General features: G+C 71.8%; 11 protein-coding genes. 1 reads left to right on the plus strand and 10 read right to left on the minus strand.

Annotated elements, in window-relative coordinates:
• Nucleotides 1-165: 165 nt before the first annotated feature.
• The 10 genes from ABD268_RS00005 to ABD268_RS00050 form a co-directional block, all read right to left on the minus strand.
• Entirely contained in the window at nucleotides 166-1,920 is a 1,755-nt protein-coding gene (locus ABD268_RS00005; protein WP_344145657.1) for an LpqB family beta-propeller domain-containing protein, read from the minus strand.
• Nucleotides 1,917-3,548: an MtrAB system histidine kinase MtrB gene (gene mtrB / locus ABD268_RS00010; protein ID WP_344145660.1), complete on the minus strand. Its 1,632-nt coding sequence runs from the start codon at nucleotides 3,546-3,548 to the stop codon at nucleotides 1,917-1,919. Before mtrB ends, ABD268_RS00005 begins: the two co-directional genes overlap by 4 nt.
• Nucleotides 3,549-3,552: 4 nt before the next feature.
• The gene (gene mtrA, locus ABD268_RS00015; protein WP_344145663.1) at nucleotides 3,553-4,266 is read right to left on the minus strand and encodes an MtrAB system response regulator MtrA; all 714 of its coding nucleotides are present in this window, start codon (nucleotides 4,264-4,266) and stop codon (nucleotides 3,553-3,555) included.
• Between the two features lie 112 nt (nucleotides 4,267-4,378).
• Entirely contained in the window at nucleotides 4,379-5,809 is a 1,431-nt protein-coding gene (gene ahcY / locus ABD268_RS00020) for an adenosylhomocysteinase (RefSeq protein WP_344145666.1), read from the minus strand.
• A 126-nt stretch (nucleotides 5,810-5,935) separates the two neighbouring features.
• Nucleotides 5,936-6,928 carry a cation diffusion facilitator family transporter gene (locus tag ABD268_RS00025; protein WP_344145669.1) on the minus strand — a complete coding sequence of 331 codons (993 nt, stop codon included), beginning with the start codon at nucleotides 6,926-6,928 and terminating at the stop codon, nucleotides 5,936-5,938.
• 10 nt (nucleotides 6,929-6,938) lie between these two features.
• Nucleotides 6,939-8,069 carry an acyltransferase family protein gene (locus ABD268_RS00030; protein WP_344145672.1) on the minus strand — a complete coding sequence of 377 codons (1,131 nt, stop codon included), beginning with the start codon at nucleotides 8,067-8,069 and terminating at the stop codon, nucleotides 6,939-6,941.
• A 29-nt stretch (nucleotides 8,070-8,098) separates the two neighbouring features.
• A complete protein-coding gene (locus tag ABD268_RS00035; protein ID WP_344145675.1) occupies nucleotides 8,099-9,130 on the minus strand; it encodes an SIS domain-containing protein in 1,032 nt (343 codons plus the stop codon).
• 19 nt (nucleotides 9,131-9,149) lie between these two features.
• Nucleotides 9,150-9,314: a Trm112 family protein gene (locus ABD268_RS00040; protein WP_344145678.1), complete on the minus strand. Its 165-nt coding sequence runs from the start codon at nucleotides 9,312-9,314 to the stop codon at nucleotides 9,150-9,152.
• Nucleotides 9,311-10,690: a phosphomannomutase/phosphoglucomutase gene (locus tag ABD268_RS00045; protein ID WP_344145681.1), complete on the minus strand. Its 1,380-nt coding sequence runs from the start codon at nucleotides 10,688-10,690 to the stop codon at nucleotides 9,311-9,313. Before ABD268_RS00045 ends, ABD268_RS00040 begins: the two co-directional genes overlap by 4 nt.
• A gap of 35 nt (nucleotides 10,691-10,725) precedes the next feature.
• Nucleotides 10,726-11,088: a DUF3499 domain-containing protein gene (locus ABD268_RS00050; protein ID WP_344145684.1), complete on the minus strand. Its 363-nt coding sequence runs from the start codon at nucleotides 11,086-11,088 to the stop codon at nucleotides 10,726-10,728.
• A 112-nt stretch (nucleotides 11,089-11,200) separates the two neighbouring features.
• Between ABD268_RS00050 and ABD268_RS00055 the strand changes: the two genes are divergently transcribed.
• On the plus strand, nucleotides 11,201-11,590 hold the full coding sequence (locus ABD268_RS00055; RefSeq protein WP_344145687.1) for a metallopeptidase family protein: 390 nt from the start codon (nucleotides 11,201-11,203) through the stop codon (nucleotides 11,588-11,590).
• Nucleotide 11,591: the final 1 nt, after the last annotated feature.

An 11,591-nucleotide genomic window follows, 5' to 3' on the forward strand; every position in this document is an offset into this window, starting at 1 on the left:
CCTGCCGAACGCCGTCATGCGGTAACCAACCCGCGCATATCAGCATCGACCGCGCGTCGCAGACACGCTGAACCCGCACCGACCCCACGCCAGAACAGAGGCGCCGCCACGACAACCAGTCGCGACGGCGCCTCACCCTGCCCCTTGACAGGAGATCCCTACATATCAGCCGACGTACCCGAGCGAGGTCACGCCCGGGTCGAGCGTGGCGTTGCCTCCGTCGGAGTTGGAGAGGTCGATCAGGTTGGACCGCGTGACGGCGTACAGGCTCTCGGCGTCGACCGGCGAGCCGGCCAGCGAGAGCACCCTGCCGCGCAGCGTGGTGGCCAGGCTGTCGAGGCCGGGCGGCGACCCGTCCACGGAGATCGTGCGCACCTGGGAGAGCTCGCCGGTCAGCACGTGCAGCACGGCGATGGTGGTCGGGTTCAGCCAGCCGAGGTCGCGGATCCGGAGCCGGCCCGCGCCCTCCCACGAGATCCGCTGGGCCTCGGTCGCGCCCAGCACCCTGCCCTGGTCGTCGTGCCGGATCCGGCTGACCATCAGGGTGTCGCCGCTGTTGCGGTGGACCACGGCGACCAGCCGGGACCCGTCGCGGGAGACCAGGAAGCTGTGGACCGACCGGCCGCTCACCCCCGGCACGTCGACGATCGTCGGGCGGTCGCGCTCGACGTAGGAGACCCGGGCGCCCTGCGACGTCCGGTCCACCAGCCACAGCCGGTCGCCGAAGTCCCACGCCGGCCGGAGCAGGTCGGCGGCGCCGCTGACCACCTGCCGCACGTCCGCGGCCGGTCCCCGGACCGGCCCCAGCAGGACCGTGCGGCCGTCGCGTGAGACCGCGGCCGCCTCTGTCGCATCGAGGTTGACCCCGATCGACCGGACGCCGTAGGGCCGCTCCCCGAACGGCCCGTCGACCGCGTCCAGCGCTCCGGCGTTCCCGGAGACCAGCCGGCCGGTGCGCAGGCCGTAGAGCAGCGAGCTGGCCTGGAAGCCGGTCGGGTCGTACGCCGCTCCCTGGTCGACGCTGACCTCGCTCACGCCGCCCGGGAGCTGGATCTGCTGCCCGCCGATCGACACGCGCAGCGCCCGGATCGCCGGCTCCTGGCGCAACGTCCACGCGAACTGGGCGAGCATCAGCTCGATCGCCTGGGTCGTCTGCGGACCCGCCTCCCCCTTCAGGGAGATGTCCGCGACGCCGTCGGCCGAGACCGGCACCGAGAGGCCGAAGGTGAGGCCGGACGGGATGAAGCTGCGGGAGACCCGCTCGAGGCCCGGGTTGGGGCCACGCAGCAGGCCCCTGATCAGCGTGGTGGCCAGCTGCTCGCCCCGCGGCACGAACACCGGCTCGGGCACCAGGATCTGCGCGGTCGGGTCGAAGAAGTAGAGCGACACCTCGCGGAACCGCTGCTCGAACCAGGACTCCGGGACGATCAGGGCGTTGGGCGCCTGCGCGATGCGGTACTCGCCGTTCTCCATCGTCATCGGGAACTCGACGACCTGGTCGGAGTGCGGCAGCCGGCCGCGCCAGGCGCCGCGGGCGTCGAGCTGGTCGGCGCCGGTCAGGGTCACCGACACCCGGGAGGCGCCGCCGCGCGGGCGCGGCGGGGAGGCGTCGGCGTAGGTGATGGTGCGGCTCTCCGGATTCCACGAGGCCTGGGCGTCCTTGGTCAGGAACTGCTTGGCCACGTTGGTCTGGATCGGGGTCGCGGTCATCGCGTCGAGGAACCCCTTCACGATCTCCGGGGCGGACGCGCCCTGCTGCGGCGGCCGGGGGTCGATGAAGATCCCGGGCTCGTCGTCGAGCGCTCCTCCGGACTTCGTCTCGACCACGGGGCCGCTCTGGGGCAGCCGGACGCAGCCGGACACGGCGAGCGCCAGCGCGAGCAGGAGCACGGCGGCGAAGCCGGCGCGACGGCGGTTCACGAGACGGTCTCCTCGGCGTCGACGGGCACCAGCGGCAGCGGGCTCTGGCGCAGCGGGACCCCCGCGCGCCGGGGCAGCGTGAGGCGGAACTGCGCGCCCTGGCCGGGGCGGCCCCAGGCCTGCAGCCAGCCGCCGTGCAGGTGGGTGTCCTCCAGCGAGATCGACAGACCCAGGCCGGTCCCGCCACTCGTGCGGGCCCGGGCCGGGTCGGCGCGCCAGAAGCGGTTGAAGACCATGGCGGCCTCCCCCGGAGCCAGCCCGACGCCGTAGTCGCGGACCGCGATCGCCGCGGAGTGCTCGTCGCCGGCAACCTGGACCACGATCTCCGCGCCCCGGCCGCTGGTCTCGGCATGGTCGATCGCGTTGGTGACGAGGTTGCGGACGATCCGCTCCACGCGTCGTACGTCGGCCTCGGCCAGGCAGGGGTAGTCGGGGGTGCGCACCACGACGCCCACGCCGCGCTGGTCGGCGAGCGCCCTGGTCGTCTCGACGACCCGGTGGGCGACGTCGACGAGGTTGACGTCCTCTGCCTCGAGCACCGCGGCCCCCGCGTCGAAGCGGCTGATCTCGAGCAGGTCCACCAGCAGCATCTCGAAGCGGTCCAGCTCGGTCTGCAGCAGCTCCGCGGCACGGCCGGCGGCCGGGTCGAAGCCGTGGCGGGCGTCGTGCAGCACGTCGCTGGCCATCCGCACGGTCGTCAGCGGGGTGCGCAGCTCGTGGGAGACGTCGGAGACGAAGCGGCGCTGCACCCGGCTGAGCTCCTCGAGCTGGCGGATCTGGCGCTGGAGGTTGCTCGCCATCTGGTTGAAGGAGGTGGCGAGGCGGGCCAGGTCGTCCTCACCGGAGACCTGCAGCCGCTCCTGGAGCTGGCCGGCCGCCAGTCGCTCGGCGACCCGGCGCGCCATCCGGATCGGGGTCACCACCTGGCGCGTGACGAGCCAGGTCATGCCGGCCACGAGCACCAGCAGCAGGATGGCCGCGGTCAGCAGCGCCCGGGTCACCAGCGCCAGCGTCTCCTGCTCCTCGTCGAGCGGGAAGAGGTAGTAGAGCGTGTACGTCGCGCCGTCCGACGGCAGCTTGACCTGGGACCCCACCACGATCCCGGGCTGCACCCGGGTAACCCCTTCGGCGTCGGCGCTGCGGATCCGGGTGTAGGTCCAGGCGGTGGGCGCGAGCTCGTCGAAGTGCGCTTCCAGCGAGGCCGGCACGCTGGAGGTGTCCAGGCCCGGCGTGGACTCCGCGCCGCCGTCCTCGATCCGGCCGCCGGTGTCCCCCACCGGGCCGGCGAGCACGACACTGAAGCCGCGGGTCGCGCCGCGCTGGATGATCGGCTCCACCAGGTCGCGCTGCTGCGAGGCGGAGTCGATGTCGGTGCCGGGTGCGGCCACGAGTCGCGTCCGCGCCTCGGTGGTCTCGTTGTTGGCCTCGGCGACCACCGCGGTCACCCGGTGGTCCAGCAGGCCCTCGCGCGTCTGCTGCAGCAGGAACCAGCCCACGATGCTGACCACCACGGCCGACAGCACGACGGTGCTGGCCACCACGCGCGCCTGGATCGACCGGCGCCAGAAGGTGAGGCCTCGCCGGAGGCCCGCCGGGAGGCTGCGCGAGGGGAGGGCGCCGGATGACACGGACTCAGGCGTTTCCGGCCTTGTACCCCACGCCCCGCACGGTCACGACGATCTCGGGATTCTCGGGGTCGTGCTCGACCTTGGAGCGCAGCCGCTGCACGTGCACGTTCACGAGCCGGGTGTCGGCGGCGTGCCGGTAGCCCCACACCTGCTCCAGGAGGACCTCGCGGGTGAACACCTGCCAGGGCTTGCGGGCCAGGCAGACGAGCAGGTCGAACTCCAGGGGCGTGAGGCTGATCTGGACACCGCGCCGGGTGACCGAGTGACCGGCGACGTCGATCGTCAGGTCACCGATCGACAGCGACTCCTGCGCCGGTGTGTCGTAGCGGCGGACCCGGGCCCGGATGCGCGCGACCAGCTCCTTGGGCTTGAACGGCTTCACCACGTAGTCGTCGGCGCCGGACTCCAGGCCGACCACCACGTCGACCGTGTCGCCCTTGGCGGTCAGCATCACGATCGGCACCCCGGACTCGGCCCGGATCTCCTTGCACACGTCGATGCCGTCCTTGCCGGGCAGCATCAGGTCGAGCAGCACGAGGTCGGGCTTGTAGTCGCGGAACTCGTCCATGGCGAGGTCACCGCGGGTGCACATCCGGCTGTCGAATCCCTCCTGACGCAGCACGATGGTGAGCATCTCCGCGAGGGAGGCGTCGTCGTCGACGACCAGGATGCGCCCCTTCCAGGCGTTCTCGGCCGGCGGGCCAGCGGGCTGCGTCATGGCTCAATCTTGCCAGTCGGGTGTCCGGAATGTGGGGAGAGAGGCGACGAGGCCGCCCGGACGGTCCCGGGCGGCCTCGTCGAGGTCCCGGACAGCGGCCCGGGAGCGTCGGTCAGTATCGGTACTCGTCGGACTTGTAGGGCCCGGCGACGTCCACGCCGAGGTACGACGCCTGGTCGTCGGTGAGCGTCGTCAGCTTCACGCCGAGCGAGCCGAGGTGCAGGCGGGCGACCTCCTCGTCGAGGTGCTTGGGCAGCACGTAGACGCCCACGGGGTACTCCTCCGGCTTGGTGAAGAGCTCCACCTGGGCGAGCACCTGGTTGGTGAAGGAGTTCGACATCACGAACGACGGGTGGCCGGTCGCGTTGCCGAGGTTCATGAGGCGTCCCTCGGACAGCACGATGATGGAGTTCCCCTTCGGGAAGGTCCACACGTCGACCTGGGGCTTGACCGTCTTGCGCACGACACCGTCGTACGACTCGAGGCCGGCCATGTCGATCTCGTTGTCGAAGTGGCCGATGTTGCCCAGGATCGCCTGGTGCTTCATGTTGGCCATCTGGTCGACGGTGACGACGTCCTTGTTGCCGGTGGCGGTGATGATGATGTCGGCGACGTCGAGGACGTCGTCGAGGGTGGAGACCTGGTAGCCGTCCATCGCCGCCTGCAGCGCGCAGATCGGGTCGATCTCGGTCACGATGACCCGGGCGCCCTGGCCGCGCAGCGACTCGGCGCAGCCCTTGCCGACGTCGCCGTAGCCGCAGACGACCGCGACCTTGCCGCCGATCAGGACGTCGGTGGCGCGGTTGATGCCGTCGATGAGCGAGTGGCGGCAGCCGTACTTGTTGTCGAACTTCGACTTCGTCACCGAGTCGTTGACGTTGATGGCGGGGAAGAGCAGCGAGCCTTCCTTCATCATGTCGTAGAGCCGGTGGACACCGGTGGTGGTCTCCTCGGTCACGCCGCGGATCTCGTTGGCGATCTTGGTCCAGCGGTCACTGCTCTCGGCGAGCGAGGCCTGCAGCACCTCGAAGATGACCTTCTGCTCGTGGCTCTTGGCCGTCGCCGGGTCGGGGGCCTGGCCGGTCTTCTCGGCCTCGACACCGAGGTGCACGAGCAGGGTGGCGTCGCCGCCGTCGTCGAGGATCATGTTGGCGAACTTGCCCTCGGGCCACTGCAGGATCTGCTGGGTGCACCACCAGTACTCCTCGAGCGTCTCGCCCTTCCAGGCGAAGACGGGGATGCCCTGGGGGTCCTCGGCGGTGCCGTTCGGGCCGACCGCGACCGCGGCCGCCGCGTGGTCCTGGGTGGAGAAGATGTTGCAGGAGGCCCAGCGCACCTCGGCGCCGAGGGCGACCAGCGTCTCGATCAGCACGGCGGTCTGGATCGTCATGTGCAGCGACCCGGCGATCCGCGCACCGGAGAGCGGCTTGGAGTCGCCGTAGCGGGCGCGCATGGCCATCAGGCCCGGCATCTCGTGCTCGGCGAGCTGGATCTCGGTGCGGCCGTAGTCGGCCTGGCTGAGGTCGGCGACCTTGTAGTCCATCAACTGCCCCCTGTGTCCGGGTGTGGCTCGTGGCTGTGCCTTCGAGATTAGAACGACACCGGGTCAGACCAACAATCCTCGACGCCTTCCGCAACGAACACGGATCGGGCTACCTCACTTCGGGGATCAGTGCCCCGCAGCGGCGGGGGGCTCCGGGCGCTCGGCGGGCACGTAGTCGCTGCGGTAGATGTCCGGTTCGAGGTAGATGACCTGCGCGGTGGGCTCGACGGCGCGCACCGCCTCCTCCGCCTGGTCGATGGCGTCGGCGACCTGGTCGGAGGAAGCCCCCGTCGGTACGGCGATCTTGGCGGCGACCAGGAGCTCCTCGGGCCCGAGGTGCATCGTCTTCATGTGGATGATCCGTTCCACCCCGGGGGTGGCCTCGAGGGCCTCCGCGATGCGGCGCTGCGCCGGGACGCTGGCCGACTCCCCGAGCAGCAGGCTCTTGGTCTCCAGCCCGAGCACGACCGCCACCGCCACCAGCAGCAGGCCGATCAGCGCGGTGCCGACGACGTCGTAGTAGAGGTTCTCGGTGACCAGCGAGAGCACGACGGCCACGAACGCGAACGCCAGGCCGACCAGGGCCGCGAAGTCCTCCAGCAGGATCACCGGCAGCTCGGGCTGCTTGGCCCGGCGGATGAACTGCGGGAACGACGCGCTGCCCTTGATCTTGTTGGTCTCCCGGATCGCGGTGCGGAAGGAGAAGCCCTCGAGCACGATCGCGATGCCGAGCACCAGCGGCGGCACCCACCACCAGCGGCTGTCGAGGATCGAGTCGGCCGGGTGACCGTGGGCGGCGTGGATCTCGTGGTACTTGTGGTACGCCTCGTAGAGCGCGAACAGGCCACCGACGCTGAACAGCACGATCGCGACGATGAACGAGTAGATGTACCGCTCGCGGCCGTAGCCGAAGGGGTGCTGCGGGGTGGCGTCCCTCTGGGCCTTCTTCCCGCCGAGCAGCAGCAGCACCTGGTTGCCCGAGTCGGCCACCGAGTGGATCGCCTCCGCGAGCATCGAGCTCACCCCGGTCAGGAAGAACGCGACGAACTTCGTCACCGCGATCCCCAGGTTGGCCATCAGCGCTGCGACGACCGCCTTGGTTCCACCCTCTGCAGACATGCGCGGAAGGCTATCTGGTCAGCTGTCCCTCCGACGTGGCGACGGCCTCGGCGCTCTCGACCGCGGCGACGACCTCGGGGGCCTCCCCCGCGGCCACCTCGGCGCTGACGGCGGTGAGTGCGACGGCGTGGCTGACCCGGTGCTCGGCCGACCCGAACGGGTCGACCGCCAGGTCCAGCCGGCGGGCCAGGGGGGTCCAGGCGAGCAGCAGCGCCAGTCCGACCGCCCCGAGCGTGGTCACGACCAGCGACACCACGGGATGGCCCTCCGCCCAGTCGGGGTAGCCGGCGTAGTACAAGGACTTCACCACGAAGCCGTGGAAGAGGTAGACGACCAGGGTCCAGGCGCCCATCCGGGTGAACCAGCCACCCCGGCGCGGCACCACCGCGAGGAACGCCCACGCCCCGAGGGTCCCGATGAGCAGCAGCACCGCGCGGGTCAGGAACGCCCGGCTGTCGCTGACGTCGAGCTCGCCGTAGGTCGAGCGGTAGTAGAGCCACTCGGTCTGCGCCCAGGTGTCGGTCCACGTGGCGAGCACGAGGATCGCCACCAGCACCACGGCACCGGCGACCCGGGCCGGCGCCCGGCGGAGCAGCTCCAGCCGCTCGGGGGTCGCCTTGAGGCCCATCACGAAGAAGGGCAGCAGCCCGAGGATCCGCGCCATGTCGAGCGTGTCGCCCGCCCGCAGGCCGGCGACGATGCTGATGACGACGGCCACCGCCAGCCCGCCCCGCATCGGCTTGAAGACCGGGGTCAGCAGCCGCCAGAAGAAGAGGGCCGAGAGGTACCACATCGGCCAGTGCGGGTCCTGGAAGAGATTCGAGAGCTCCTCACCGCCCACGTAGATGCGGAAGAGCGCCAGGGCCAGCTCGAAGACCAGGTACGGCACCACCACGCCCTTGAAGAGCCCCCACATCCGCGTCGAGGTCCACGCGAAGGAGCGTGAGAGGTAGCCGGTGACGAAGACGAACGCCGGCACGTGCCAGGCGTAGAGGAAGTCGTAGAGGTGGTCGTCGACGACGTCGTGCGACAGCAGCGTCCACGAGTGACCGACGACCACCAGCGTGACCAGCGCCATCTTGGCGTTGTCGAACCACGGGTCTCTCACGCGCGGGGCTGCGGTGCTGGTCGGGGAAGCCACCTCGAGAACCTACCCACGACCCGAGGGAGTTAGTCCTCCACGAGCCCCAGCCGGAGGTACTCCGCGGCGTAGGTGCCGCTGAGCAGCAGGGAGGCGTAGCGGGCGACCTCGGTGGCAGCGTCGGTGGTCACCGTCTCCACGCGCACGCCGCACGCGGCCGCGGCCGCGTCCAGGCGGCTCCGCTGGTCGCGCAGGACCGGGTCCTCGGTGCCGTCGTCGAGCACGAGCAGCATCGGTCGCAGGTCGCTCACGCCCTCGGCGAACGGGTCGTCGAAGACGTCCCGGGCCCTGGTGGCCTCGAGGACGGGCAGCAGGTGCTCGGCGTCCCCGGCCAGCGCCGTACGCCCGCTGGCCCGACGGATCGACTCGGCCACGCGCCGGGCGGCCCGGGCCGCGAGGACCGACCCGCCCCAGACCAGTGGCGTGCTGTCGGCGAGCGCGATGGCCAGCATCTTGGCCGGGTTCACCGCGAGGTCGCGGTGCGGCGAGCACGCGATCGCGACCGCGTCCAGTGCCTCGGCGACCACCTCGGCGTCGGCACGCGGTCCGAGCCCGACCCGGTCGAGGTACTCCAGCATCACCACGGCGGTGGCGAGCTGGTCGCGGGTCACCGTCGGCAGCAACGTGACCCACCGGCCGGCGGCGTGGTCGGCGACGAGCGAGCCCGGCGGGCACGCGACGACGACCTGGCAGCCACGACGCACGGCCTCGGCCACCGCGGACGCCGTCCCGGTGTCGGCGCCGTCGGGCGCCAGCACCACCACGAGGTCCAGGCTCCCGGCCCAGCCGGGCAGCATCGGACCCGGCCAGGCCACGAACGGCACCGGGCACCAGGGCTCGAGCACGGCCCGCAGCAGCCGGGAGTCCGGGCCGGCGGCGATCACCGCGCGCGGCCGGGAGAGGTCCTGGCTCCGGGCCACGGCCTCGGCTGCCGCGGCCGAGGCGTCGATCGACTCGTGGCGCACCCGGGCGCCCGCCTCGGCCAACGGCCGCAGCGCGGCGTCGTGCGTGGACAACACTGCCTCGTCGTCGAGGCGGGACTCGTCGAACCAGGTCGCCATGACTGCCTCCGCGGTCCGGTCAGGCCGGCTTGCGGGCCTCGTCGACCAGCAGCACGGGGATGTCGTCGCGGACCGGGTAGGCCAGGCCGCAGCCGGTGCACACCAGCTCCTCGCCGGTCGGCTCGAGAGCGGCGCGGCACTTCGGGCAGACGATGATCGCCAGCAGCGCGGGATCGATGTTCATGGGCGTTCTCTCCTGATGATCGCGAGGACGGCGTCGCGGACCTCGACCATCGTGGCCTGGTCACGACCTTCGGCGTTGAGCCTGAGCAGGGGTTCGGTGTTGGAGGGCCGCACGTTGAACCACCAGTCGGGGTGGGTCACGGTGAGCCCGTCGAGCCGGTCGGTGGTCACGCCGTCGAGGCGGCCGTAGGCCTCCTCGATCTCCGCCACCACGGCTCCCTGGTCGGCGACGGTCGAGTTGATCTCGCCACTGACGACGTAGCGCTCGTAGTCGCCCAGCAGGTCCGAGAGGGTGCGGTCGGTCTCGGCCAGGGCGGCGAGCGCGTGGAGCGCGGCGAGCATGCCCGAGTCCGCCCGCCAGAAGTCCCGGAAGTAGAAGTGGCCGCTGTGCTCGCCGCCGAAGATCGCGTCGGTCTCGGCCATCCTGGCCTTGATGAACGAATGGCCGACGCGGGTGCGGACCGGCTTCCCGCCGAGCTCGGTGACGATCTCGGGCACGGCCCGGCTGGTGATCAGGTTGTGGATCACCGTCGCCCCGGGCTCCTTGGCGAGCTCACGGGCGGCGATGAGGGCGGTGAGCGTGGACGGCGAGACGGCCGCGCCGCGCTCGTCGACGAGGAAGCAGCGGTCCGCGTCGCCGTCGAAGGCCAGGCCGACGTCCGCGCCCTCGGAGAGCACGCGCTTCTGGAGGTCGACGAGGTTGTCCGGGTCGATCGGGTTGGCCTCGTGGTTCGGGAACGTGCCGTCGAGCTCGAAGTACATCGGCACCACCTCGACCCGGTCCTCGCCGAGCCGCCCGAACACCGCAGGAGCCGTGTGCCCGGCCATCCCGTTGCCCGCGTCGACGACGACCTTGAGCCGGCGCCCCTCGATCGGCACGAGCGTGAGCAGGTGCGCGGCGTACGCCTCGAGCACGTCGTGGCTGGTGATCGTGCCCTGGCGGGTGCTGGTGGCGGTGCTGCCGGCGGCGACGGCGTCCCGGATCTCGGCGAGGCCGGTGTCCAGGCCGACCGGCTGCGCCCCGGCGCGGCACATCTTGATGCCGTTGTACTGGGCCGGGTTGTGGCTGGCGGTGAACATCGCCCCCGGGTGCCCGAGGTGGCCGGAGGCGAAGTAGAGCTGGTCGGTGGAGGCGAGCCCGACCAGCACGACGTCGGCGCCCGCCTCGGCGGCGCCGTCGGCGAAGGCTCCGGCCATGCCCGGCGAGCTGGGCCTCATGTCGTGACCGACGACGACGGTGTCGGCGCCGAGCACCTCGACGTAGGCACGCCCGGTGGCCCGGGAGAGCTCCTCGTCGAGCTGGTCGGGCACGACACCACGCACGTCGTACGCCTTGAAGACGGCGTCGAGGTTGGCGGGATCCAGAGCGCGGCGCATGGCCGGAGCCTAACGGTCGACCGGGCTGCGACGGTTCAGTCGGTGCTCAGCACCCGCAGGTGCCCGCGCCGACCGACCTCGCGGCCGGTCTCCTCCGCCGGCGTCGGGCGCGCCGGAGGGGGCGTCGGCCGGGCCGCCTCGCGCACCGCATCGGCGAGGGCGAGGAGGTCGTCGCTGGAGGGGCCCTGGGCTGCCGGGTCGGGAGCCAGGCGCAGCACCTCCCACCCCCGTGGGGCCGAGAGCCGCTCGCTGTGCAGCTCGCAGAGGTCGTAGGCGTGGGGCTCGGCGTACGTCGCGAGCGGGCCGAGCACCGCCGTCTGGTCGGCGTAGACGTACGTCAGCGTGTTGACCGCGGGACGGCCACAGGCGGTACGCGAACAGCGGCGGACGGGACTCACGCGGGAGACGGTACCCGCCGCCGAGCCCGGCCCCGATTAGGCTCGCGGTGTGGACGACGCCAGCTCTCGCCCGACCCCGTCACACCGGCGCCGGGACCGTCGTGGACGGGGCATGCGCGGGCCGGCCGTGGTCCCCCGCGACCCCCGCCGGCCCGAGCTCCGGACCGCGCGGGAGCGCTTCGACGACCTCGCGCTGGGCATCGTGACCGACATCGACGACCGCTGGCAGGACCGCCTCGGCCTGGTGGAGTACGCCGTCGAGGACGCGCCGCAGATCCCCGACGACTGGGACTCGGGGACGGTGCCGCTCTCCTCGCTCATCCGGGGCTCCGGCGCGGACCCCACCCGCCTGGTCCTCTTCCGCCGCCCCATCGAGCACCGGTGCGAGACCCGCACCGACCTCGAGGCCATGGTGCTCACCGTCGTGGTCGAGCAGGTCGCCGAGCTGCTGGGCATCGACGCCGAGCTGGTGGACCCGAGGTACGAGTCCGACGACGACTGAG

It is taken from the genome of Nocardioides koreensis (genome assembly GCF_039531775.1).
GTDB lineage: Bacteria > Actinomycetota > Actinomycetes > Propionibacteriales > Nocardioidaceae > Nocardioides > Nocardioides koreensis.